Origin of the sequence: Rhizobacter sp. OV335 (assembly GCF_900142965.1) — a bacterium.
Lineage (GTDB): Bacteria > Pseudomonadota > Gammaproteobacteria > Burkholderiales > Burkholderiaceae_C > Rhizobacter.
Map to the genome: position 1 here is coordinate 1 of NZ_FRCQ01000016.1, position 24,507 is coordinate 24,507.

General features: G+C 67.4%; 22 protein-coding genes and 1 pseudogene. 15 read left to right on the plus strand and 8 right to left on the minus strand.

What is annotated here, in order from left to right; genetic code table 11:
- The 5 genes and pseudogenes from BUE42_RS32260 to BUE42_RS32265 all read right to left on the minus strand — a co-directional run.
- Positions 1-413, minus strand: a pseudogene (locus BUE42_RS32260) (hypothetical protein); the annotation flags it as partial.
- Between the two features lie 157 nt (positions 414-570).
- Complete coding sequence (locus BUE42_RS17265) at positions 571-2,106, minus strand: non-reducing end alpha-L-arabinofuranosidase family hydrolase (protein ID WP_073466444.1); 1,536 nt, start codon at positions 2,104-2,106, stop codon at positions 571-573.
- A gap of 30 nt (positions 2,107-2,136) precedes the next feature.
- Positions 2,137-3,465: an endo-1,4-beta-xylanase gene (locus tag BUE42_RS17270; RefSeq protein WP_073466446.1), complete on the minus strand. Its 1,329-nt coding sequence runs from the start codon at positions 3,463-3,465 to the stop codon at positions 2,137-2,139.
- Positions 3,466-3,485: 20 nt separating this feature from the next.
- Complete coding sequence (locus BUE42_RS17275) at positions 3,486-5,156, minus strand: glycoside hydrolase (RefSeq protein ID WP_143171555.1); 1,671 nt, start codon at positions 5,154-5,156, stop codon at positions 3,486-3,488.
- A gap of 686 nt (positions 5,157-5,842) precedes the next feature.
- Complete coding sequence (locus tag BUE42_RS32265; RefSeq protein WP_143171556.1) at positions 5,843-6,088, minus strand: hypothetical protein; 246 nt, start codon at positions 6,086-6,088, stop codon at positions 5,843-5,845.
- A gap of 106 nt (positions 6,089-6,194) precedes the next feature.
- Between BUE42_RS32265 and BUE42_RS17285 the strand changes: the two genes are divergently transcribed.
- Both BUE42_RS17285 and BUE42_RS17290 read left to right on the plus strand, forming a co-directional pair.
- Positions 6,195-6,758, plus strand: coding sequence for a DUF2975 domain-containing protein (locus BUE42_RS17285; RefSeq protein WP_143171557.1), 564 nt, complete (start codon positions 6,195-6,197; stop codon positions 6,756-6,758).
- Positions 6,759-6,773: 15 nt separating this feature from the next.
- Entirely contained in the window at positions 6,774-6,995 is a 222-nt protein-coding gene (locus tag BUE42_RS17290) for a helix-turn-helix domain-containing protein (protein ID WP_073466453.1), read from the plus strand.
- Here BUE42_RS17290 and BUE42_RS17295 read toward each other — a convergent pair whose 3' ends face one another.
- Positions 6,996-8,039 carry a glycoside hydrolase family 26 protein gene (locus tag BUE42_RS17295; RefSeq protein WP_073466455.1) on the minus strand — a complete coding sequence of 348 codons (1,044 nt, stop codon included), beginning with the start codon at positions 8,037-8,039 and terminating at the stop codon, positions 6,996-6,998.
- On the minus strand, positions 8,036-9,430 hold the full coding sequence (locus BUE42_RS17300) for a glycoside hydrolase family protein (protein ID WP_143171558.1): 1,395 nt from the start codon (positions 9,428-9,430) through the stop codon (positions 8,036-8,038). The genes BUE42_RS17295 and BUE42_RS17300 overlap by 4 nt, the downstream gene beginning before the upstream one ends.
- A 101-nt stretch (positions 9,431-9,531) precedes the next feature.
- On the opposite strand from BUE42_RS17300, the gene BUE42_RS17305 reads away from it, so the two are divergent.
- The 8 genes from BUE42_RS17305 to BUE42_RS17340 all read left to right on the plus strand — a co-directional run bounded on the left by BUE42_RS17305 (position 9,532) and on the right by BUE42_RS17340 (position 17,947).
- Positions 9,532-10,554 (plus strand): LacI family DNA-binding transcriptional regulator, encoded by a 1,023-nt coding sequence (locus BUE42_RS17305; protein WP_073466458.1) that lies wholly within the window; start codon positions 9,532-9,534, stop codon positions 10,552-10,554.
- Positions 10,555-10,732: 178 nt separating this feature from the next.
- Positions 10,733-11,977: an ABC transporter substrate-binding protein gene (locus BUE42_RS17310; RefSeq protein ID WP_073466460.1), complete on the plus strand. Its 1,245-nt coding sequence runs from the start codon at positions 10,733-10,735 to the stop codon at positions 11,975-11,977.
- 24 nt (positions 11,978-12,001) lie between these two features.
- A complete protein-coding gene (locus BUE42_RS17315; protein WP_073466462.1) occupies positions 12,002-13,033 on the plus strand; it encodes a carbohydrate ABC transporter permease in 1,032 nt (343 codons plus the stop codon).
- 6 nt (positions 13,034-13,039) lie between these two features.
- Positions 13,040-13,942, plus strand: coding sequence for a carbohydrate ABC transporter permease (locus BUE42_RS17320; RefSeq protein ID WP_083614222.1), 903 nt, complete (start codon positions 13,040-13,042; stop codon positions 13,940-13,942).
- A gap of 17 nt (positions 13,943-13,959) precedes the next feature.
- Positions 13,960-14,922 (plus strand): AraC family transcriptional regulator, encoded by a 963-nt coding sequence (locus BUE42_RS17325; protein WP_073466464.1) that lies wholly within the window; start codon positions 13,960-13,962, stop codon positions 14,920-14,922.
- On the plus strand, positions 14,919-16,400 hold the full coding sequence (locus tag BUE42_RS17330) for a glycoside hydrolase family 16 protein (protein ID WP_159445441.1): 1,482 nt from the start codon (positions 14,919-14,921) through the stop codon (positions 16,398-16,400). The genes BUE42_RS17325 and BUE42_RS17330 overlap by 4 nt, the downstream gene beginning before the upstream one ends.
- 98 nt (positions 16,401-16,498) lie before the next feature.
- Positions 16,499-17,203, plus strand: a complete 705-nt coding sequence (locus BUE42_RS17335) for a hypothetical protein (protein ID WP_073466468.1) — start codon at positions 16,499-16,501, stop codon at positions 17,201-17,203.
- 33 nt (positions 17,204-17,236) lie between these two features.
- On the plus strand, positions 17,237-17,947 hold the full coding sequence (locus BUE42_RS17340) for a family 16 glycosylhydrolase (protein WP_073466470.1): 711 nt from the start codon (positions 17,237-17,239) through the stop codon (positions 17,945-17,947).
- Here BUE42_RS17340 and BUE42_RS17345 read toward each other — a convergent pair.
- Positions 17,920-19,014 (minus strand): substrate-binding domain-containing protein, encoded by a 1,095-nt coding sequence (locus tag BUE42_RS17345; protein ID WP_073466472.1) that lies wholly within the window; start codon positions 19,012-19,014, stop codon positions 17,920-17,922. The two genes, BUE42_RS17340 and BUE42_RS17345, sit on opposite strands and share 28 nt — an antisense overlap.
- Before the next feature lie 352 nt (positions 19,015-19,366).
- Between BUE42_RS17345 and BUE42_RS17350 the strand changes: the two genes are divergently transcribed.
- The 5 genes from BUE42_RS17350 (at position 19,367) to BUE42_RS17370 (ending at position 24,490) form a co-directional block, all read left to right on the plus strand.
- Positions 19,367-20,452 carry a glycoside hydrolase family 5 protein gene (locus tag BUE42_RS17350; protein ID WP_159445442.1) on the plus strand — a complete coding sequence of 362 codons (1,086 nt, stop codon included), beginning with the start codon at positions 19,367-19,369 and terminating at the stop codon, positions 20,450-20,452.
- Positions 20,453-20,561: 109 nt separating this feature from the next.
- Positions 20,562-21,791, plus strand: coding sequence for a hypothetical protein (locus BUE42_RS17355; RefSeq protein WP_073466474.1), 1,230 nt, complete (start codon positions 20,562-20,564; stop codon positions 21,789-21,791).
- Positions 21,792-21,822: 31 nt separating this feature from the next.
- Positions 21,823-22,518 carry a hypothetical protein gene (locus tag BUE42_RS17360; RefSeq protein ID WP_143171561.1) on the plus strand — a complete coding sequence of 232 codons (696 nt, stop codon included), beginning with the start codon at positions 21,823-21,825 and terminating at the stop codon, positions 22,516-22,518.
- 15 nt (positions 22,519-22,533) lie between these two features.
- On the plus strand, positions 22,534-23,445 hold the full coding sequence (locus tag BUE42_RS17365) for a hypothetical protein (RefSeq protein WP_073466478.1): 912 nt from the start codon (positions 22,534-22,536) through the stop codon (positions 23,443-23,445).
- Between the two features lie 49 nt (positions 23,446-23,494).
- Complete coding sequence (locus BUE42_RS17370; RefSeq protein WP_073466480.1) at positions 23,495-24,490, plus strand: nicotinate-nucleotide--dimethylbenzimidazole phosphoribosyltransferase; 996 nt, start codon at positions 23,495-23,497, stop codon at positions 24,488-24,490.
- Positions 24,491-24,507 lie beyond the last annotated feature (17 nt).

Below are 24,507 nucleotides of genomic sequence, written 5' to 3' on the forward strand. Positions count from 1 at the left end.
GAAGGCATCTGGAACAGGGTGAACATCGGCACGGCGCCCATGGCCGCGACGTCGTTGGAGAAGACCGTGATGACGCCACCGTCCGGATAGTTGTATTGCCATTGAGGCCATGCGTTACCGCCGCCAGCGTTGAAACCCGTGACCGCCACGAGATAGGTATCGATGATGTCCGGAGCGATCTGCTGGGCCTTCATGTCCGCGAAAGTACTGGCCGCGCCGAGGCCCACGAGGAGCCGGCCGGGCTTGCCGAGGGCCGTCGTGATCGAAGGTGCGGGCGCAGGCGCGGGCGCTGACCCGACCGGTGCTGCAGCGGTGCCCGAATCACGGCCTCCGCCGCAGGCAGACAGCACCATGGCGCACAGCAGTGCGCTTGTCGCCGTGGCGAGTCCGGGGCGTTGGCTTGGCATGCTCATCGTGAAGATCCTGTTGCGTCAAAGTAAGTGCGGCGCGCCCGTGTCACTCGACATGCGGCGCCCTCGATTTCTGCCAGTGTGTGGGTCGCGATGTCGGGAAAGCTGACCAAACTTGCGGAGTCGCCTGTGAGCATTTCACGGGTTTGCGCGGGACGACTCAGCAGGGCGAGTTGGTCTGCGTGAGCACGCCGAGACGGTACGGCAGCTTCTCGTAGCTGTCCTTCGCTCCAGGCGTCAGCCCCTGGTAGAGGAAGCGCATGTTGCAGGCACTGATCTCGACGTTCTGGTCGTACCCGCTGCGCAGCATTTCGCCGTGGCTGATGCCCTGGCTCCACTTGCCGGTCGGGAAGCTCACGTTGGCGTCGCCGGCAAACGGGCTCGACTCGGTCGCGGCCAGTGGCGTCCAGGTTCCGCCCAGGCTGCTCGCGGTCCACGAGCGGAAGTACCGGCCGCCGCTGCCGATGGCCTCGACGATGAGCAGGTACTGCCCGGTCTCGCGCACCTTGTAGACCTGCGGTGCTTCGAAGACCTTGTTGCGGTCGGCGTCCTGCAGCGCGATCACCGTGTTGCCGAAGCCGTTCGGGAAGTTCGCGAGCGTGGTCTGCGAACGGTAGATCTGCCCGTTGTCGCCGGCGGAGAACAGGTGGCAGTCGGCCGCATCGCAGGCCACGGCAAAGTCCAGCCAGTTGCCGTTGCCGCCAGCGGTGTTCTGCTGGACGATCTGCGGCACGCTGCCGTAGAAGGTCTTCAGCGCGCTCCACCCACCCGGGTTGCCGATGTCGGGGTTGGTCGAGTAGGCGGCGTTGCCGTTCTGGAACACCAGGTACCACAGCCGCGAAGGCGCATGGAAGAACACGAAGGGCGCAGCCCGGTACCCGCCTCCGATGGCGGTGGAGTCGAGGAAGTAGGGCGTTGCTGCCCCGGCGTTCGACCAATCCGTGAACGAGCGGTACTCGAGGCCCCACCCGTTGCCCTTGGCCTGGGTGGAGAACACGTGCCACAGGCCGTTGTAGTACACGACCGACGGGTCCTTGATCGCCACTTCCGGGAACTGCGCGGCCGGCTTGGCCGCCATCAGCGCCGCGCTCGAGGTCCAGCGGAAGCTGGACGGCAGCGCCACGTTGCCGGTTCCGCCACCAGGCGGCGGCGTGGTGGCGCCGACGGGCACGAGCGCCCAGGTCTGGTTGCGGCCGCTGTAGTCGGTGTACTGGGTGACGTCGCCACCATCGGCGGTGGACGCGCCGGCGACTTCAAGCACCTTGCCCGAATTGCGATTGATGAAGCGCACCGCGTTGTTGTCGGAGCCGACCAACTGCCACTGCTGGTTGACGCCATCGTGGTCGGTGTACTGGTTGACGGCGGCCCCGTCGGCCGTCGAGAGGTTCCACACGTCGACGACCTTGCCCGAGTGCCTGTTCTTGAGCCGGTAGTAGCCGTTGCCGGAGCTGACCAGCTGGAACTGCTGGTTGGCACCGTCGTGCCGGCTCCACTGGCGGAACTCGGCGCCGTCGCCGGTCATCCAGTTGTAGAGGTCGAGCGCCTTGCCGCTGTTGACGTTGACGAGGGTGTACCAGGCGTTGCCGTCGACCGTGACGGCGGCGTGCGCCGGAGCAGCGGCCCCCAGGGTGAGCGCCGGCAGCACGAAGGCCGCCAGCGTCGACAGAACCTTGCGAAGTTTCATCGTGTTCTTCATGACAGGTCTCCTTTCAGATCAGGCAGGGGCTCACAGGTCGCCGAAGCCGATGGCGCCGTTGCAGTGCAGCCATTCGCTGCGGCCGCTGCCGCCACCGCACCGGCCGTTCTGGTACACGCCGGTGTTGTAGGTCTGGTTCTCGGCCTGCCGGACGCTGCCGTTCACGCTCAGGTAGTCGACCTGGACGTCGCGGCCGGCGGCGTCGTTGCTGAACTCCACGGTGCTGCCGCCCGACAGGCTGGTCGTGAACGTGTAGTTGGTCATGGTCTTGCCGAGCGTCCAGCTCTGCACCGCGGTGCCGCCGACGCGCAAGGTCACGCGCTCCTGGCCCGAGGTTCCCCGTGCACGCACGACGATGGACTTGCCGGGCATGCCGCCGCCACCGCCGCCGGTGTTGCTGCGCACGTAGTTGCCGAGCCAGGTCAGCGCGGGCCGCTCGCTGCCATCGCGGCGCACGAGGTGCGAGTTGGCCACCCAGGTCTGGCCTTCGATGTAGCCCCACAGCGTGACGCCCGCGACGCCCGGGTGCGTCCACAGCAGCGGGAACTTCTGTTGGTAGCGCGCCAGCTGCGTGGCGTCGTCACCGGTCATGTCCAGCTCCGACACGTAGATCGGCAAGCCGGCCTGGGCCAGCGAGTCCAGGTTCTGCGTGATCGTGGCCGGCGCCAGGTTGTCGATGCTGAAGTAGTGCGTCTGGATGCCCACGCCGTCGATCAAGCCGCGCGACTTCAGGATGTTGACGATGCCCTTGTAGCGGTTCAGCGCGTTGGCGTCGTTGATGATCCCGTACTCGTTGATCAGGAGCTTGGCGTTGGGGCAGTGCTGGCGGGCCTTCTGGAACGACCAGACGATCCAGTCCCAGCCGGTCGAGCCCGCGCCGCCGAGGGCCTCGCGGTAGCTGGCCGGTGCATGCAACGGCTCGTTGACCACGTCGATGTACTGCGTCTGCGGGTAGCGCTGGCAGTACTGGCGCATGAAATCCTCGACCTCGGCGGCTTGCTGCGGCGCGCTCAGCCCGTCGATCCAGTTCGGCGCCTGCGAACCCCACACGAAGGTGTGCTGCTTGAACGGAAAGCCGTTGGAGCGCGCGTAGTTGTAGGCGGCGTCGAGCTGGCTCCAGTTCATCTGGCCGCGCACCGGCTCCACCGACTCCCACTTGCCGGCGTTCTCCGGCGAGACCTGGTTCCAGTAGGTGCTGAAGTTGCCCGGCGGATTGCCGGCAATGATGTTGCCGAGGAACTTGGGCTTGCCGACGGCGATCTGCGCGTGGGCCAGGCCGGCTGAACCCAGCAGGCCGAGTGCTGCCGTGGTGCAGACCATGGCGCGATGGATGGACTTGACGATGTGTTCGGTGTTCACGGTTGCGTTCCTTTGGAGGGTCAGTTCACCAGCGTCGTGATGCTTTTTGCCGGCAGCGAAATGGAGAACGTGTTCGCGCTGACGCCGATCGCAGGCTGTTGCGCGAACGTGGCGGTCGCGGTGGTGCGGTACGGCGTCAGGCTGGTCAGCGAGCGGCCGGCGGGGGCGATCGACGTCGTCAGCGTGACGTCGGCCGCGTTCTCGTTCACGAGCACGACCACGGCCTTGCTGTCGGCAGCGCCGGGGGGTGTGCCGAACGCCGAGACGCGGACGCCCTTCTGCGGCAGCGCTGTCGCGTCATAGCGGACGTAGCCCGGACGGATGAAGTACGAGAAGTGCTTCAGGCCGATGCCGAAGTAGGTCGGCTTGTTGTTCGTGCCGATCAGGCCGGTCGGCGTCGAGTCGTTGGAGTTGACGAGCCACCAATGGACGTAGGCGTTGTACTGCGACAGCGTCAGGCCGTCGTGGACTTCCTTCGCCATCGCGATGGCGTCGTCGATGCTGGTCTGCCATGAGGTCTTGGCGTCCGATTTGTTGACGGAGTCCAGGAAGTGCTCGGTCATCCAGACGTCTTTTCCGAGCTTTGCCGCCGCGCTGGAGTAGTTCGGCGTGCCGCCGTACAGGTGGCCGCCGACGATGGAGAGGTTGCCGGCTGCCTTCGAGTCGGCCAGCAGCGTGTCGGTGGTGGCCTGCGAGTAGTAGAACGATTCCGCCGCCATCAGCCTGGTGGTGGTGCCGGCGATGGCCGTCGCCCCGTAGCCACCGACCCAGGCCGTCATCTCGTCGGCGTTCCACAGGCAGGACTCGTAGTCCTTCGGGTCCCAGTCCGGCTCGTTCTGCAGCGACACTGCGTGGAGCTTCACATTGCGCGTGGCGGCGTAGCGGATGTAGGCGTTCAGGTACTGGGCGTAGTCCGCATACATCGCGGGGTCGAGCCGTCCGCTGTAGAGCGGGTTGCTGCGTTCCGTGTTGACGATCTTCATGCTCGCCGGGGGTGACCACGGCGAAGCGAAGACGATGGCTCCCCGCGCCTGGGCACCGATGCCGTTCTCCAGCTCGGCCGTCCATTGCGTGGTGTCGGCGGTCTTGGCCGAGGCGTTCCAATTCGCCGGCGCGATGCGCAGCCGGATGATGTTCAGTCCCAGGCTGTCGGCGAGGCTGGTGCCGAACAGCACGTTCAGGCGCTCTTCCGACATCTTGCTGTAGTACCAGGCCGCGGAGCCGCCGAAGCCCTGGATCGTCTGCTTCGTATCGCCGAAGTCGATGGCGGCCGTGGTCGACGCGGGCTTGATGGTCAGCGTGGTGCTGATGACCGCCGGGCTGTAGTGCGCGCCGTCTCTCGGAACGAAGGTGGCCTGGACGATGGCCGTCCCGGCGGCTGCCGTGGTGGCGGTGCCCAGGGGCTTGCCGTCGATGGTCATGTACGACGCCGCATCGGCAGTGCCCTGAACGCCGTAGAGCGCGTACGGTGACGTGGTGATCTGCGCGGCCGTGAGCGCAGAGCCTTGGAGCACGGCGGCGGGGAGATCCCATCTCGCCGGCGGTTGAGCCTTGTTGACGGTCAGCTTCTGCACGACCGTCACCGTCGAGTACTTCGCCGTGTCCTGCGGCGTGAACTTGAGCGTCAGCGACTGGACGCCGACCTCGGGTTTTGCGCCAACCGCCGGTGAGTAGGTGAACGTGCCTGGCACGCCTGCCTTGGCATTCAACTGCGCCGAGCTGAGTGCGGTGCCCCAGTCGATGGCTGCCGGCTCAGGCCAGGTAATGGCTGCTGCCGGAGCGGGAGCGGGAGCGGGAGCGGGAGCAGGAGCGGGAGCGGGAGCGGGAGCGGGAGCAGGAGCGGGAGCGGGAGCGGGAGCGGGAGCAGGAGCAGGAGCAGGAGCAGGAGCAGGAGCAGGAGCAGGAGCAGGAGCAGGAGCAGGTGCGGGAGCGGGTGCGGGAGCGGGTGCGGGTGCGGGTGCGGGTGCGGGTGCGGGTGCCGGTGCTGACCCAACCGGTGCCGCAGCGGTATCCGAATCGTGGCCTCCCCCGCAGGCAGACAGCACCATGGCGCACAGCAGTGCGCTCGTCGCAGTGGCGCGTCTGGGGCGTTGGTTTGGCATGCTCATCGTGAAGATCCTGTTGCGTCAAAGTGGGTGCGGCGCGCCCATCTCATTCGACATGCGGCGCCCTCGATTTCGGCGCTAGTGTCTGAGTCGCGATGTCACGAAAGCTGACGAAACTTGCGGAGTCGACGGATGCCACGCGGGGCGTTGGCGCAGCGAGACGCAGTGCAACAGGATGCAAGTTCACCGCACCCGATTTACATCGAATCGGCTGCGTGCTTCGCCTGCGTCAGGGGGTCACATGAAACGTCGCATGCCGGGCGTCGAGCCTTTCATCGCCGGGGTGTCTCGACGGGCCGCCCACCCTCGGCGGGCTCGGTACCCGCCGCGCGTGCGCGCTCCTTTTCATAGTTGGCGAACTCGGGCAGCACCGGGCACGGTGGGTCGGCCGGCTTTCGACTCAGCCGGCATTGCTGCGCCGTGTTGCGCTGACCTTCGTACAAGGCGCGCTCCCAGTTGACGTCCGCGCACCCGGCCAGCAGGGCAAGCGTGATGCAGACAGCACGACGATTCAGCATGCAATTTCCTTGTGCTCAGTTCGTTGAGAAAATTTCTGTCTTGCATTGTTTTATTATTGTTTTACAGAAATATATGGCAAACTGAAACCCTCGACAAGGGGGCTGCATGAAGAGTTCGCAAAGCGCAATTTCGCCGGTCGGCGCGCGGTTCAACGCGTTGCTTGCGCTCGCATGCCTCGCGATGGTGATTGCCATTCCGGCCCTCACGCTCTACGGGTTGTGCACGACACCGCCCGAGATCTGGCTGGAGCGTCTGGGCAGCAAATCGGCATTTCCGGCAGGTCAGCCCGGTTTGCAGATCGCTGGGTGGCAGTCCGGTCTGGTGGTGCTGGCAGGCATGCTGCCGGCGTGTGCGATGGCCTATGGCCTGTTCCGCGCGCGCTTTTGTTTCCTCGGTTTCGCGCGCGGCGAAACATTCAGCCTGGGCACGGTGCGGCACCTGCGCGGCTTCGCGGTCGGCATGTTCGCTGCAGCGCTTGGCGGGCTCGTGTCGTCGGCGCTGATCGGCGTGCTCCTGACGCTGGGCGCGCCTCCCGGCAAACGCCCACTCGGTCTGGCCATCGGCTCCAGCGAATTGCTGATGCTGCTGTTCGCAGGCATGGTCTGGCAAATCGCGCACGTCATGACGCAAGCTGCCGAACTTGCCGATGAGCACGCGCAGATCGTCTGAAGCGGGACGCCCACCGTGCCCATCGTCGTCCGGCTCGACATCATGCTGGCCGAGCGCAAGGTGAAGTCGAAAGACCTGGCCGAGTACGTCGGCATCACCGAAGCCAACCTGTCCTTGCTCAAGCAGGGCAAGGTGAAGGGCGTGCGCTTCGACACCTTGCAGCGGATCTGCGAGTACCTCGACTGTCAGCCTGCAGACCTGCTCGTCTCGAAACCTGATGGCGAGTCGAACCGCTGATCAGCGCCTCGTGGTGGTGATGGACAGCAGCGCGTTCCCGTTTCCGCGAATGGACGCGCGGCGAAGGCCCTGGATGGCGGCGAGCCAGCTGTCGTTGCCGGAGGTCAGCGCCCAGCTGGTCTCCTTGATGACGTCGAACCAGGTGAAGGCCCGCACGTTGGGCAGCGTCTCGATGTCGCTGAACATGCGCTCGATCCAGGCGGCCTTGTCGCCGCCGGTTTCGGAGCAGCCGAGTTCGGCCAGCACGATGGGCTTGGACGGCGCGATCTCGCGGGCCATCCCGACCGCGCGGCCGAAGACCTGGCTGAAGGGCGTCCAGTGCGACCAGCTCTGGCTGGTGCCGAAGTTGTAGCCGTCGATACCGATCCAGTCGACGTACTCGTCGCCAGGGTAGGCCGCGCGCGGGTCGTTCCACGACTCCGCGGGCGTGCTGTCGTTGTTGAAGCACCAGACCCAGCGGACCTTGTTTGCGCCGGCCGCCCGAAAGCGCTCGACGATGTGGCGGTGGGCCTGCGCGAAGAGCTGGGGCTGGCGGCCGTTCTTCACCAGGCACCAGGGGTACCAGTCGCCGTTGAACTCGTGGCCCACGCGCAGCATGAAGGGGTGGTCGACACGCGCCGCGCCTTGCGCCCAGGCGTCGATGGTCGCGTCCCACTTGCCTGCGACGATGTCGGCGAGCGCCACCGGGCTGTTGTCGAAGCCCCAGGGCTCCCAGGTCACTTGCGCCGCCACGCCGCGCTGCGCGAGGTAGCGGATCTGCGACTCCGGGAACGCCGCGCCGAAGCGGGTGAACCACATCGCGGCCGCGGGCTGGCGGCGCAGGTCGTCCTGCACGTCGATCAGCATGTCGGGCAACGCGCTCTCGCGGAAGATGCCGAAGAAGATGCCGCGGCTGCTGTCCTCGTCGCGGTCGGCAAGGACCGGCAAGGCCAGGCCGTCGTCGAGCGCCGACGCCTTCTTCGGCGCACTGCCGCAGGCCGGCAGGCCCACGCCGAGCGCCGAAGCGGCGAGCAGGCGGCGGCGCAGGCGTTGGTCGGGCCTCATGGCACCAGCTCCAGCCGGACGATCGCCATCGAACGGGCGGGCAGGGTGATCGTGCGTCCGGCCTGCGCGGCGAGCGGCTGCAACGGCTTCTCCTCTTCCGCGATGCCCGCGTCGAAGTAGCGTGCATCCTTGAGCGTCAGCGCGGCTTGGCCGTCGATGCGCACCGGCTGGGGCTGCGTGCGGGTGTTGAACAGCACGAGCTGAAGCTGCGAACCCTTCTTCGTCGCATGGGCCCACAGCATCGCGTCGCTGCTCGCCGCGTCGACGAAGGCGCCGTCCAGCTCGCTCAGCAGGCCGAAGCCGTAGTAGGTCGGGCGCGGTACGCCCCCCGTGTCCAGCAGCCCGTGGAAGCCGGTGCCCATGTAGGCGAAGTAATGGGCCAGGTTCAGCCCTTGCTGCGCCATGCGCAAGGCCGATTCGGCCGCCCACATCGCGCCCACCTGGTCGGACAGGAAGCGCGGCCGGTCGGTGCGCCACGACAGGCCGTATTCCGTCACGCCGAACCGGATGCTCCGCCCGTGGCCGAGCGGGTTGCGCGAGCGGTCCTTCCACAACGAGGAGAAGCGCGCGATCGAGCGGTCGACCTCGGCCACCGTGGCGAGCGCGGCCTCTTCGGTGCCATCGCCTTCGGTGGGGTAGATGTGCCAGGTGAGCACATCCACGACGTCGCCGCACAGCTCGACGAAGCGCTCGAGGAAGAGCGGTGCGCCGGGCTGGGCACCGGAGACGGCGGGGCCGGCGATCAAGGCCTTCGGGTCTTCGCGGCGAATCGCCGCGGCCTGCGCGCGGAAGACCTCGCAATAGCGCGGGACCGTCCAGCTCGCGTCGCCGCGCACGGTGCTGAAGAGGTCGGGCTCGTTGCCGATCTCCCAGATCCTGACGTTCAGTCCGCGGGCGCGGGCCATGCGCACGGCACGCGCCGCGTCCTGCGGCGTGTTGGCGGCGGGGCGGTCGGGCCGCCCCTGGAACACGCGAGTCTGCACGAGCAGTTCGCGTTCGCCCGCGACCTGCGACAGCAGCGACTTGAAGGCGTCCAGCGTCGGCTCGTCCATGTCGTGGTCGTCGCCGATGTTGCCGCCGGGAAAGCGCAGCGCAGCGGCCGGAACCTTGGCCAGTTCATCGCGGAATTCCGTCACCGACATCCAGTTGCCGAAATTGAAACCGGACAGCACCTGCCGATTGACGGCCGGGCCGACGCGCGAGGCGTCGATGCGCACCGTGGCGACCTGCGCGTTCGCCCAGGTCGCCACCGTGAGGGCGAAGACGCCGACGCAGCGAGCGGCCGAGCGGAGGGGGGTGGGGTGAGGGCTGTCTTTCGGCTTCATGGCTGGCACGATAGCCTGCTGTGCAAGCGCTTGCAACATGCTGACCTGACCGTTCTTGCGAATCAACGGTGGCAAGCGGGAAACCCCGGGGTTTCCCGGGTGTGATACCCGAATCGGTGGGTCTTTCCCCTTCCACGGGCAAGTTGCGCAAGCGCTATCATCCGGCCATGCCCATCGAAAACACCAGCGTCACGCTCGAAGAGGTGGCGCGCCTGGCCGGGGTTTCCACGAGCACGGTGTCGCGCTACCTGAGCGGCACCCACGTGGTCGCCGAAGAGAAGGCGACGGCCATCGAGAGCAGCATCAAGCGCCTGAACTACCGGCCCAACCTGGTCGCGCGCGGGCTCGCCAAGGGCCGCACGATGACCGTCGGCGTCCTGACGCAGGAGATCTCCAGCTCGTTCTTCAACGAGGCCATGCGTGGCGTCGAGGATGGGCTGGCCAGCCACCATTACGAGGCCATCTTCGTGAGCGGCCACTGGAACAAGGTCGAGGAAGAACAACGGCTGATGTCGCTGATGGGCCGCCGGGTCGACGGCGTGATCCTGCTGGTGGCCGAACTGGACGACGAGCTGCTGGATCGCCATGCGCAAGGCGTTCCCACGGTGCTGCTCGGGCGGCAGTCGGCGTCGATGCGGGTGCATTCGCTGTGCTTCGACCACTACGCCGGCGCCTGCGAGGCGGTGCGCCACCTCCTCGAACTCGGCCATCGCAGGATCGCCTTCATTGCCGGCCCGCCGGGACGCCAGGATGCTGAAGAGCGCTTGCGCGGCTACCGCGACACCCTGGTCGCGGCCGGGCTGCCCTTCGACGAGGGGCTGGTGGCGCCGGGCGGCTATGTGGAGACGGGGGGCGTGACGGCGATGAACATGCTGCTCGATCGCGGCCTGCCGTTCAGCGCGGTGTTCGCCGCCAACGACGACTCCGCCTATGGCGCGATGCTCTCGCTGTACAGGCGCGGCATGCGCGTGCCGGACGACATGTCCATCGTCGGCTATGACGACCTGTCCCATTCCTCCTTCTCGCTGCCTCCGTTGACCTCGGTGAGGCAGCCGCTGCGCGACCTCGGCCGGGAGGCCGCGGGGGCGGTCGTCGCGCTCATCGACGGCCGCAAGCCGCCGCGCGCGGCGATGGCGAAGCTGGAGTTGATCGTCCGCGAATCGACCAAGGCGGTCCCCGTCACACGCTGACACGGGGCGCCCCATCCGGGTGCGCGACAAGCCGCGAAACCGCAAGATCGGCTAGGTCGTTCAGGGTTCCCCCCGGGCCGGTGCCGACACCCAGTTCATACACTGCCATGCAAGCGCTTGCATGAGCGTTGTCACGGACACGACAGGCGCTTCGTCGGACCACCCCAGAGGAGTTGAAGTGAAATTCGCAACCAGGCTCAGTCTCGCCACGCTGCTGGCATCGGCCACGGGCCTTGCCTCGGCACAGACGGTGCTGACCGTCGCATCGTTCAAGGATCTCGACCGCTCGGTGCAGGCGGCGATCCCGCTGTACAAGAAGGTCCACCCCGAGGTCGAGATCAAGCTGGTCGCGCTCGGCTACGGCGACCACCACAACGCGATGACGACGGCGCTGGCCACCGGCGCGAACCTGCCCGACGTGATGGGCATCGAGATCGGCTTCGTCGCCAAGTTCGCCGAAGGCGGCGGCGTGGAAGACCTGTCCAAGCCGCCCTACAACGCGCTGCAGTACAAGGACAAGTTCTTCAGGTTCACGGTGGCGCAGGCCACCAGCCGCGGCGGCATCTTCGCCGCGATGCCGGCCGACATCGGCCCGGGTGCGCTGTTCTATCGCAAGGACCTGATGGACAAGGCCGGCGTCACCGAGGCGCAGCTCACCCAGTCGTGGGCCTCGTTCATCGATGCCGGCAAGGCGCTCAAGGCGAAGACCGGCGCCTACCTGATCCCGCATGCCGCGGCGATCAAGGACATCGTGATCCGCTCGGGCCTGAAGGACGGCGAAGGCATCTACTTCGACAGCAAGGGCAGGATCCTGGTCGATTCGCCGCGCTTCGTGGAAGCCTTCGAGACCGCCAAGCTGGCGCGTGCGGCCGGCATCGACGCCAAGGTCGGCGCCTGGAGCAACGAGTGGAGCGAAGGCTTCAAGCGCGGCACCATCGCCTCGGAGATGATGGGCTCCTGGCTCGCCGGCCACCTGAAGAACTGGATCGCCCCGGACTCCAAGGGCCACTGGCGCTCGGCCGGCCTTCCCGGTGGCGTGAACGCCTCGTATGGCGGCAGCTTCTACGCGATCCCGAAGGGCGCGAAGAACAAGGAACTCGCCTGGGACTTCGTGAAGTTCATGACGACCAGCAAGGAGGTGCAGATCGCCGCCTTCCGCGAACTCGATGCCTTCCCGGCGCTCGTCGAGGCCACCACCGACCCGTTCGTCGACCAGCCGATGGACTTCCTCGGCGGCCAGAAGGCGCGCCAGGCCTGGAAGGCCACCGCGGCGAAGATTCCCGCCACCGAAGTGGACAAGCTCGACCCGGTGGCCGCCGAGGTCGTCAGCGCCGAGTTCGACAAGGTGCTGGAGCAGGACAAGGACGTGAAGACGGCGCTGGCCGACGCAAAGAAGGCGATCGAACGCCGCGTTCGCCGCTGATCCCCCGAGACCGGAAGTCCCCCCATGTCCGCAGTCCCCGCCCCGCACGGAACGCCGCTGAAGAAGACGAGGCGGCGCCGGCTCAAGCCGTGGCGCTTCATGCCCTACGTGTTCGTCGCACCGTTCTTCATCCTCTTCCTGACGTTCGGCCTGTTTCCGCTGCTGTTCTCCGCGTATGCGTCGTTCTTTCGCTGGGAGTTGACGGCGGGCCTGGGGGGCATGAAGTGGGAGGGCCTCGGCAACTACGCCTTCGTCCTGCAGTTCGATGACCTGCCCTGGTCGCAATTCTTCTCGGGCCGGTTCTGGTCGGAGCTGTACGCGCGCGACTTCTGGCGCGCGATGTACAACACCTTCTGGCTGGGCATCGTCTCCGGACTGCCGCAGCACCTGATCGCGGTGCCGCTTGCGTTCTTCATCCACACGAAGTTCCGCCGCGCGCGCAACCCGGTGATCGCGATGTACTTCCTGCCGTACATCACCAACACCGTGGCGATCACGCTGGTGTTCTCCTCGCTGTTCTCGCGCGACTTCGGCGTCGTCAACCAGGTGCTCACCGGCCTGGGCCGGCTGGAGATGTTCGGCCTGCATCCGCTCGCCTGGCTGTTTCCGGTGCAGAACGTCGACTGGGGGCGGCCGGAGTACACGCGGCCCATCGTGTCCTTCATTGTCTGGTGGCGCTTCGTCGGCTGGAACACCGTGCTCTACCTGTCGGCCCTGCAGACCATCCCGAAGGACCTGTACGAAGCCGCGACCATCGACGGCGCCGGGCTGTGGCAGCAGTTCCGCTACATCACGGTGCCCTTGCTGCGCCCGATGATGCTGCTGGCCGTCACGCTGACCATCATCGGCAACCTGCAGCTCTTCGAGGAGCCCTTCATCCTCACCGGGGGCACCGGCGGGGTGGGGCAGGTGGCCGAGACGGTGGCGATGCAGATGTACAAGGTGGGCCTCAACGATGGCGACTTCGGCACCGCGTCGGCCGTCGCCTGGCTGATGTTCATGGTGATCGCCGCGCTCACGTGGCTCAACAACCGCACCCTCGGGCGCAAGGATTGACCGGCCATGACCGCATCGCAACTCACCGCCCAGGCCATCGCCAGGGCACCCGCCTCGGGCAGCCGGCGCGCACGGCTGCTGCGCAAGCTCAGGCCCTCCGGGTGGTTGCCCTACGCCATCGTGATGATGGGGGCGCTCATCATGCTGGCGCCGTTCTACTTCATGTTCGTCTTCGCGACGCACACCAACAGCGACATCCTCTCGATGCCGCCGCCGCTGTGGTTCGGCTCGGCGCTGGCCGACAACATCCACCAGCTGGTCGCGCTGCGCCCGCACTTCTGGCACAGCCTGGGCCTGTCGCTGTGGGTCGCCGTGGCGGCCACCGCGCTCAACCTGTTCCTGTGTTCGCTGGGCGGCTACGCCTTCGCGATGTACGAGTTCCCGGGGCGCGACACGCTGTTCGCCGGCCTGATGGCGACGATGCTGCTGCCGGCCTTCGTCGGCATGATCCCGTTCGTGCTGCTGATGAAGGAGATGGACTGGCTCAACAGCACGCGCGCCCTCATCGTGCCCGGCGCCTGCTCGGCGTTCGGCGTGTTCATGATGCGCCAGTACATCGGCTCGGCGCTGCCGCGCGAGCTCGTCGAGGCGGCGCGCATGGACGGCTGCGGCGAGTTCGGCATCTACTGGCGCGTCGTCGTGCCGCTCATCGGGCCGGCCATGGGCACGCTGGGCCTCGTCACCTTCATCGGCTCGTACAACAACTTCGTCGGCGCGCTGCTCGTGATGAGCCAGCAGGAGATGTTCACCGCACCGCTCGTGCTGCGCTCGCTGCAGGGCACCGGCCAGACGCCCTGGGGCGCCATCAGCGCAGGCTCGGCCATCACGGTGCTGCCGCTGCTGATCCTCTTCGCCGCCTCTTCACGCCGCCTCATCGAGGGCCTGTCCGCAGGCGCCGTCAAGGGATGAGGCGCCCTAGTTGCCCGATGAACACGAACCTCCTGGTCGCCGACGCCGCCGCGCAGCTCCGTTTTGCGCAAGGTCTTCCGCCCGCCGGCGCCGGCCCGCTGAAGGCGCTCGTGCGCCCGCGTGAACAACCCTCGCTGCGCAGCCACCACCTGCGGCGCATGGAGCAGGTGCTGGACCACGTCGAGACGCACTTGTCGAAGGACCTGAGCCTGGAGCGGCTGAGCGACTGCGCGGCGTTCTCGCCGTTCCACTTCCACCGGCTCTTCCTCGCCTGGACCGGCGAGACGGCGAAGGAGTTCGTGCGCCGCCGCCGGCTCGAGACGGCGGCCGGCCGGCTGCGCCACTGCCCGAACGAGAAGGTCACGGCCGTCTCGCTCCACTGCGGCTTCGCCTCGCCGGAAGCCTTCGCCCGCGCCTTTCGCGAGCACTTCGGCATGACGCCGTCCCGCTGGCGTTCGGGCGGGTGGATCGGCTGGCGAGCGCCGGCCGACGACAGGCGGACCGCCACCAACTGCCGTGTCGAACTCAGGCACTTCGAGGCGAGGGAATGCCTCTACATGCGCGAGCGCGGCGACTACGGCCACAGCTCTGAGGTCCTGCACACGCGCTTCGTGCCCTGGGTCGACAGCATGGGCTTGTCGGACCGGCCGATGCTGTCCATCGGCCTCGACGACCCGGCCATCACGCTCGCAGCGCAGTGCCGCATGGACGCCTGCGTCGAGCTGCCCGCCGGCTGGCAGGACCCCGGCCTGCGGGCCATGCGCAAGAGCCTGCCGGCGCACTGGGCGGCCTGCCTGCGGTACGAAGGCCCGTCGAGCGAGATCGGGCGCGGCTGGAACAGCTTGCTCACCGAATGGCTGCCGTCATCCCCCTTCAAGCTCGCGGAGGGACATTTCATCCAGCGCTGCGAACCCGGTACGCCGCCGCCCGGTTCGCCGTTCGTGCGCTGCGAGCTGTGCATGCCGGTCAGCGCGGCATGAAGCGCGCAGCGTGGTGCCTGGCGGCGCTTGCCGCGGCGTGGCTGTCCGTGCCGGCCTGGGGTGCCGACGCACCGTCGGTGGTGTGGGCCGATTTCAGGACGCCTCCGGCCGGCCGCGAGCGGCCGCCGGTGACGCTTCTGCAGATCTCCGAGAAGCCCGGCGATGTCGCGGCCGACGCGCTCGGCGTCTACGACGGCGGGGTGCGGGTGTCCGGCCGCCTGGGCCGTGCGCATGGAAGCACCTGGACCACGCTGGGGGTGGACGTGGGGGCGGGCCGCGGCGGGGCGGCGGTCGACCTCTCGGCCTTCCGGAACCTGCGCATCCGGCTCGTGTCACCGACCGAACAGGTGCTTCGCATCCGGATCAAGGGCACCGACACGAAGCTGCAGAACACCGGCTGCTACCCGGTGCTGCTGCAGCGGGTGCGGGGCACGATGGACCTCGACATCCCGCTGGCGGTCTTCGAGCCCGAGCCCTATTGCGCCGGCAACGGCGCGAGCATCGCGCAGACCTTGCCGGCCGTCGCGAGCGTGGAGGTCACGGCCAACGAACCGTCGCAGGAGCCGGTGCGCTTCGAGCTGGGGCGCATCGAGTTCCTGAATGCCGCGGGCGACGTGGCGGCCGTGGCGGCGCCGCTGCCGCCGGCGGTCATTCCGCGCGAGGCGCGGGACGGCGCATGGCGGCTCGCCTGGGCCGATGAATTCGACGCGGCGGCGACCGTGCGGGTCGACGAGAAACGCTGGCGCGTGCACAAGGCCCCCGGCGGCGCGAGCCCGCAGCTCGACGGCCATGGCCGCTTGCTGCTGCCGCCCGCGAGCAGCCTGCGCGTGCGGCCGACGGGCGCGATGATCTACGGCCGCATCGAGCTGCGCGTGAAGCTGCCGGCCGGTGCCGCGCGCGTCTCGTTGCAGGGCGCACCGCTGACATCGCTCGACTGGCTGGAAGCCGGCGAGATCGCGTTGATCGAGAAGGACGGGGCCGACCTCCATCTCGGCCTGTATGCGCCGGGCATCGGCGACGAGCCGGCTTTCCATGCGCCGGTGGAACTGACGCCTTCGAGCGATGGCTTCCACCGCTTCTCGCTCGAATGGGACCCGGTGAAGATCCGATGGGCTCTCGACGACGTGGTGGTGAAAGCGGTGCTCCGCGCCGAGGTGCCCACCGGTGCGCGCGAGGTCTTCGAGCAATGGCCCTTCCTGCTGAACCTGGAAGCCGGACCGGGCAGCGAGCCGATGCTCGTCGACCATGTCCGCATCTACCAGAAGGACGAGCTGGCCGCCTTGTCGCGCCAGCGGCTCGCGACCTGGAAGACGGCGTACGAGTCGGTGAACGACTCGGCGAACGCCGCGGTGCCGGTCTCCCGTCGCGTGGCGAGGCCGACGCCACCGCGCAAGGTGGCCGAGCCGGCGACGCCGGCCGCGCGCACGCGCGTCGTCACCTGCGAGCGCAACAAGTTCGGCTTGATGATGTGCTTTTGAGCCCTGAGCGCAAGAACGGCACGGTCAAACGCAAAGACGCGACTGCGCCGACGGCAGCGTGAGAACACCATCCACGGGTCACTTCACAGGAGACCTCAGTGGATCAGATCTATCGGCGTTCATGCACCGCCCTGACGGCGCTCTTCAGCGCGGTGGCGCTCACGGCTTGCGGCGGGGGAGGGAGCAGCACCCCCACGCCGGCGGCCTCTGCGCCGCCGTCGACCCCCGTTCCATCACCGCCCGCGGGCCCGTCGTCGAGCGATGTCGCATTCGCGACCCCTTCGAGCGCGACGGACACCAGCGAGGCCGGCAAGATCGAGACCTACGCCTTTGCCGAGAAGGGCAACGAACTCGTTGCCGGTGCGCCGACGTATGCACCGAGCGAGGCGAGCTTCAGCGCGACGCTGTCGGGCAGCCAGGCCTACGCCGGTGCGGCCATCCGGCTCTACGCGCCCGGCAACACCGGCGCGGCACCGGTCACCGCCTTCAATGCCGCGGGTTTCACCAGGCTGAAGATCCAGCTGAAATCGTCGAGCGACGGCGTGTTGTCGATCAAGCTCCAACCGAGCCCGGTGGCGGGCGACGGCTGCACGGCAACGGCCCAGGCCATCGTCAACTCGACCCTGTCCGAACTCGTCATCGACCTGAACGACACGATGTTTCCGCTGCCGGACTACTGCAATGGCATCGGCTCGAAAGTCGGGACCATCCAGGCCGGTCTCTTCGCGGTCGACGTGATCAACGCCGCGACCACCACGGGCGCGCACAACCTGAGCGTGGGCACCGTGAAGCTCGCCCCCTGATCGCGCACGACAACCCACAACGAGGAGACAAGCATGATCACTTCCATCGTCAAGGGCGCCTTCGCCCTGGTGCTGGCCATGGGCCTGCACCTGAACGCGCAGGCCACCAGCTTCTTCGACGGGTTCGACGGCACGGGCGGTCCCAACGGATCGACCTGGGAGACCGCCAACTGGGCCAATGGCGACATCTTCGGCTGCACCTTCGCCTTCAGCGAAGCGTGGCTGACAGGGTGGGGCGGGCTGGACCTGAACGTCAACGGCAGCAACCGCAACGCGGTGAAATGCGCCGAGGTGCGCACCTGGCAGAGTTTCCAGTACGGCAAGTTCGTGACCCGCATGCAGCCGGGCACCATTCCCGGCGGCAACAGCTCGTTCTTTCTGTTCACCGGCAACGCGGGCACGTCCAACCACTTCGAAATCGACCTCGAGTTCATCAAGGGGGGCACCGTCCTGCACACCAACGTGTGGACGGCGGGCCAGCAGAACTTCCAGCAGTTCGCCATCGCCACCGGCTGGCGGACCATCGGCTTCGAATGGCGGCCGACCTACGTGCGCTGGTTCCACGTCAGCGATGCCGGCGTGGAGATGGAATTCCGGCGCGTCAACACCGCGTTCTCGGCCCCGATGCGCCTGATGCTGAACCACTGGGTCGGCAACAACTCGGCGAACGCCGTCGGCTTCGTGGGCACCTACAACGGTGGCGGCGGTCCGGCCTACTACGACTGGGTGAGGGTCTCGGATTGAGCCGTGTCTTCAGGCGGCGGTGCCGTGGTACCCCGCACCATCAGCTGCAGATCCAGCGACCCGATCGGGGCCTCGTTCAGCTGGTTCACGCCCAGCAGCCGAAGCAATTCCCGGGCGGCGGTGCAACCCATCTCGTAGATGGGTTGCCGGACGGTGGTGGTCGGCGGCACGGAATACTCGGAAGCAGGCAAGCCGTCGAACCCCACCAGCGAGATCTGGCCCGGCACCTCGATGCCGCGATTGAACAAGACCAGCCGCGCGCCATTCAAGCTCTGGTCGTTCGCCGCGAAGACCGCCGTCAACCCGATGCCGGAGTCGAGCAGGGCCTGCATCGCCCGCACGCCACCCGGCTCGGAAAAATCGCCATGCACGATGAGGCGCTGGTCCACCGAGAGACCGGCATCGCGGTGCGCATCCATGTAGCCCTGCATGCGGGCGATCGCATCGGGCTGGTACTCGATCCCGGCGATGTGGGCGATTCGCCGATGTCCCAACTCGATCAGGTGACGGGTTGCCATGTAGCCGCCCTGGCGCTGGTCGACATCCAGCGAACGCAGGCGGGGGCCGTGGCAGTCGCGGCCGATCGCGACGATGGGCTGCAGTTCGGAGAGATCCAGCAACTGCTCGTTGCTGAGCCGTCCCCCGATGACCACGATGCCATCGATCTTGCGCGACATCAGCACGCGCACGCGCTCGGTTTCGTCACCGGTGCGATTCCAGTGGCCCGAGATCACGATGGGGGTGTAGCCACCGCTCATCAACTCGTCTTCCACGCCCTTGGCTGCACGCGAGGTATAGGGGTTGTCGAAATCCTGCGTCAGCACGCCAATGGCCATGCTCACGCCACTGCGCAGGCTCTTCGCCACGAGGTTCGGCTTGAAGCGCAGCTTCTTGATCGCGGCGTCGACGGCCTCGCGCCTGGGCGAGTCGACCTGGCCGTTCAGGATGCGCGACACGGTGCTGGCCGACACCCCGGCCAGCCGAGCCACATCCTGCAGGGTCGAACTCTGCTCCGACGCGCCTCGGTTCGCCAGGGCGCCGTGCCTTCCTTTGGTAGGGCTGGTCATTGAGATGCTTGCCCGAAGGGCGCTCCTTGGCGGTTCCTGGAATCGATTGCACCAAGCATCTTCCAGCAAACGGTTGCTTCGTTTCGCGAATCGATGCTGGCGTGGCGAAAAGAGTCGCCCATCGCTCAGTAATTCACGTTATCCCGATCATAAGGCATTGACCCGTTGACACGACTAGTAACCTTGCTGCAACATTCTCCTCAGCTTGCAATCGATTGCACGCACATTCCACACCTCATGACCGGAAGTTGAACGAATGATGAAGACGGAAGCAAATTCGGCCAGTGGCGCCCCTGATAATCCTTCTCCAGGCCTTCGTTCCCCATCGTTGCAATCGATTGCACGACTCGCCGTGACCGCGATCCTGCTCTGCGCGGGGCTGGCGGCGTGCGGTGGGGCCGGCGGCGCAACGGCGTCCGACGCGCCAACGCTGGCCGACTATCCCGCGGCGGCGGCGGGCACCCCCCCTGGCGCCTCGGCGCGAGCCAACAGCGCTGCGGCTGCGTTCGGCCGTGGGGTGAACTTCGGCAACATGCTCGAGCCGCCGCGAGAAGGCGACTGGGGGCTGACCGTGGAGCAACGCTTCATCGATCTGCTCGATGGCGGCACCTTCGACAGCGTCCGGCTGCCCGTCCGGTGGAGCAATCACGCCTCGGCCGATGCGGCGGCAGTGATCGACCCGGCCTTCTTCGCCCGCGTTGACAGCGTGGTCGACCGCCTGCTGGACAAGGGTGTCTACGTGCTGCTCGACATGCACCACTATCGCCAGCTGGACGGCGACGTGCTGGACGCCAACGAACGCGCGGTGGACCCCGCCGTGCTGGAAGTGCGCTTCCTCGCGATGTGGCGCCAGATCGCGGCTCGCTACAAGAATCGCAGCGACCGGTTGATCCTGGAGGTCTACAACGAGCCGCACGGCAACCTGACCGATCGCTGGAACGACCTCATGGCGCGGGCTGTCGGCGTGATTCGCCGCGACAACCCGCAACGCCTGATCGTCGTCGGCCCGACCAGCTGGAACAGCGCAGCCGACCTGTCCAAGCTCGTGCTGCCCAACGACGCCAACCTGGTCCTCACGGTCCACAACTACGAACCGTTCAACTTCACCCACCAGGGCGCCACGTGGGTCACACCTGCGCTGCCGGTCGGGCAGGGCTGCTGCACGGCGGACCAGCTGTCGCGAATGACCTGGGGCCTGGACCTCGCGAAGGCCTATGGCACGCAGGTCGGCTACCCGGTCTTCGTCGGCGAGTTCGGGTCGTACTCGGCCGCGGACAGCGCCTCGCGGGTGCACTACTCGCGTGCCATGCGCGACCTGATCGAAGCCCGCGGCATGAGCTGGCACTACTGGGAGCTGGCCTCGAGTTTCGGCGTCTACGACCCCTCGGGTGCCGGTGCGTTCCGTACCGACCTGAGAGATGCCCTGTACGGCCGATGAGCGTCTCCAGCTTGATTTCCCGCGTTGCGCCACGTCGCGGCACAACGCTGATCCGTCCGCCCGCCACGTGCAGGCAATCGTCTACCACCCCCACAGCAAAGAAGTCCCCATGAACATCGACAACTCCCATCGCATGGCCGCCGTCTCGACCCTGTTCCTGCTGCTCGCAGCCTGCGGCGGCGGGGGCACCCCGGTGCCGGGCCCGGCGCCTGCGCCTGCACCGGCGCCCTCCGTGCCGGTCACCATCAATGGACAGGTCGTTGCGTCGTTCACCGCGGCCGACGGCAGCACCGACCAGGGGCGAACGGCCTCGGCATTCGCCTATGCCGAAAAGCCGGGCGACTTGCCCGCCCTGCCGGTGCTGGGTGTCAGCGGCAACATCCTCAATGTCACCAGCAGCTTCAGCAACGCCGGCGCCAGCACCTTCGGCGGCGTGGGCATCGACATCCCGCTGCGCGATGCCGATCGCAACCAGGTTCAGTCCGGCGCGACCAAGCTGCAGTTCTCGCTGGCATCGACCGGCACCAACAAGACGCTCAAGCTCAAGATCAAGGCGCTGGGCTCGACACCCAACGGCTGCGTGCCGGCGGCCAGCGTGACCGTCACGGCCACCCAGACGAACTACGAGCTGGCGCTGACCGATGCCAACTTCAAGCTGCCCGACTTCTGTGCCGGCGCCACCGTCACCAACCCGGCGCTGGCCGGCACGCTGGCCAACATCGGGGCCATCGAGGTGTCGGACGAGGCCTTCCCGACCACCGGCTCCGCCACCGTGGCGATCCATGTGGGAAGCATCGCCTTCGCGCCCAAGCCTGCCACACCGGCCACGTCGGCCGTGTCGATCACGGGCCCGTTCTCGTTCGAGTACGGCACCGGTGCCACGGGAAATGCCATCGCCGAAAACAGCTCGGCGTACACGCTGACCGGCAACCGGACGGCCGCCACCGAGTCGTGGGCTGCCACCGTGGCCGTGCTGCCGCTGACGGCGACGAGCGACGTGTCTGGCTGGCCCGCATTGAGCATCAACCTGGCCTCCACCAGCAACAGCCAGGTCGTGCTCATGCTGCAGTCGGCCGATGCGGTCGATGACGGCTGCTTCCCGAGCTATGTGGTCACCGGCCTGAGCGGCACCGCCGCGACGCGCGTGATTCCCTTCTCGTCGTTCAGCCTGGCCAACAACCCCGATGCCAGCTGCGCTGCTGCGAGCGCCACGCGTCCTGACACCGCACTGGCGCTGACCAAGCTCAAGCAGTTCCAGATCCGCGAGCTCAAGGGCAGCGCGGGCCTGGACGCGGTGTCGGTGGTCATCGGCAAGCCTGTCCTGCTGTCGGGTCAGTGATCGACGCGGACCCAACCAACAAGGAGATGACATGAAGTTCGGCCCCTTCCTCGCCCCGGCGGCATGCGCCGTGCTGGGCGCTTGTTCTCAGTTCCCGGGCGGCTCGCCCGCCGAGCGGGCACCCAAGCCCATGGTCGTGCCGCTCGCGTCGCAAGCCGCGGCGCCCAACGTGCAGGCCGACTCGGCCGATCGTTTGTGGGTGACGACGTTCAAGAGCCCGTCACGCACGCCGGAGGGAGGCGTGATCACCAGTTTCGCCTTCTCCGAGAAGCAAGGCGATGCGCTGGTGTCGCCGCTGGCCGTGCAGGGCGATGTCCTCGCCGTGACCGGGCAATTCTTCGGCAAGGGCGCCAGCGCGTGGGGCGGTCTCGGGGTCAACATCGGCGCGCCGAGATCGATGCCGGTGAAAGCCGGCGACTACAGGTTCCTGACGATCCGGCTCAGCTCGGCCACCAGCACCCGCCTGCGGGTGCGGCTCGTCGGGCCGGACGAGGCCACGCAGCGGCTCGGCTGCTACCCGATGGTGTGGCAAGCCGTGAAGCCCGAAGCGGCCGAGTACCGGATTGCGCTGGAGCGCTTCGCGCCCGAAGGCTATTGCGGCCCCAAGGGTGTCGCGCTCAAGCCCACGCTGGAGAGCCTGACCGGCATCGAAGTGGCCGAAGCCGCGGCGCCGATGCGTGACCGCACCGTGAGCTTCGGCGTGGGTGCCATCGGGCTGGCTCGCTGAGTCGAGGGGGCAGCCATGCGCCACCTGAATCACACCACCTTGCTCACCCGCGGGCTGGCCACCGCGTTGGCTGCGCTCGCCCTGGAGGCGACGGCACAGGTGCCGGCTCACATGCCGAATCCGGACAAGGCCGACGAGCAGGCCAAGCGGCTGGCCGAGAGCCCGTTCCGCCGCATCCTGGAAGCGGGCCGGGTCGAGGTCAAGCTGCGCCGCGAGGTCGAAGCGCCCGCTCCCGCAGCCGCAACGTCTCGACGCGTCACCGCTGCGGCGCCGCCAGCAGCGAAGCTGCAGGCGCCCCGGGCGGCGGGCGAGGCACCGGCCCCGTTGCTGGCATCGATCCCGGCGACCACCGCGGCGGCGGTTTCCCCTCCACCGGTGACGGTGGCCGGGGTCGAGCGCCTCTGGGCCGCCTTCAACGGCGCGACGGCCGTGGTGGAGGGGGGCTCCATCGAGGGGACGGTCTATTCCGAAAAGCCTAGCGACGCGATCTTGGGCGACATCTCCGTTGGCAACAACGGTGTGCTCAACGTCACGGGGCAGTTCAACACGCGCGGCGGGAGCCAATGGGCCGGCGTCGGGATCGTGGTGATTTCGCCACGACCTGTGGTTGCCTCCGCGTACAAGGCGTTGAAGGTTCACCTGGCGGGCCATACGGTGGGCAAGCTGCGCCTGCGCATTCTGGGCGATGACACGGCCATTCAGCAAAGGGGCTGTTATCCGGTCGTGATGTTGCCGGTGAAGCCGCAGGTCACGGAGTACCGCGTCGAGTTTTCGCAATTCGCAGCGCCGGAGTACTGCGGTGCCGATGGCGTCGACGTCAAGACCACGCTGGAGTCACTCACCGCCATCGAGATCATCGACGCGGCAGAACCCGTGCGTGATCGCGCGGTGAGTTTCAACGTTGGCACGCTGTCGTTGCTGAAGTAGGAAGCCCGCGGCACGCGCCAGCCGCGAGCGTCAACGGGCTTGACACAACATGATCGCTACCGACGACATCCCACGCCGCTACGACCCCGCGTTGGCTGAACGAGTGCGACATGGCATTGGCCAGATGCCCGGCTCGGGCGGCGTGCACAGCTGCGTCGGGTTCCTGGCCCAGAAACTTGCACAGATCCAGGGTTCGGCCCGGCCGCAGCTGGAGAAGCCTCAGCTGGTGGTTTTCGCCGCCGACCACGGCATCGTGGCGCGGACGGCTTCGGTCTATCAGGCGGATGTGGCGACGCTGCGGGTGCGCAACATCCTGGCCGGCAACACGGTCGCGTCGATGTTTGCTCGCCGGAACGGTCTGGCGTTGACGCTGATCGACTGCGGCTTGCGCGCCGATTTCGAGCCGCACCTGCAGTTGGTCCGGATCAAGATGGCGCGGGGCACCTTGGACAGCAGCCGTGGTGCCGCCATGACGGTCGGGCAATGTCGTGCCGCGATCGAGCGCGGCACACGCCTGGTCACCCGCCTGCCGGGCAATGTGTTGCTGCTGGGAGAGACGGGCATGGGCAACGAGGCTGCTGCATTGTTGATGAGCCGACTCACCGGCGTGCCGGTCGCAGACTGCGCGGGCTTCGGCAACGTGGGTCAGGCGAGGGAGCTCGCGGTGCTGCAGGGGGCACTTGATCTGCATGTCGGCATCTCCAACCCGGTGGCGGCCCTGACGGCACTGGGGGGCCTGGAGATCGCTGCGCTCGTCGGGGCGGTTCTTCAGGCTGCGCGACAGCGCCGCGTGATCGTTGTCGGTGGTTTCGTCACGACGGCGGCTGTGGCTGTTGCCGCCAAGCTGGCACCGGCACTTCTGGAGTGTTGTGTTTTCTCGCATGGCTCGCAGGCGAACGGGCACGCACGGTGGTTGCAGTTGTTGGGCGCCGAGCCCCTGTTCGATGCAGCCGTGTGCACGAGTGAAAGCTGCAACGCCGTGCTCGCCTGGCCCTTGTTGAAATCAGCTGAACAGCTGCTCAGCGCAGTGGCAGAGGCCCAGTAGACCCGGCGCTCCCTCGC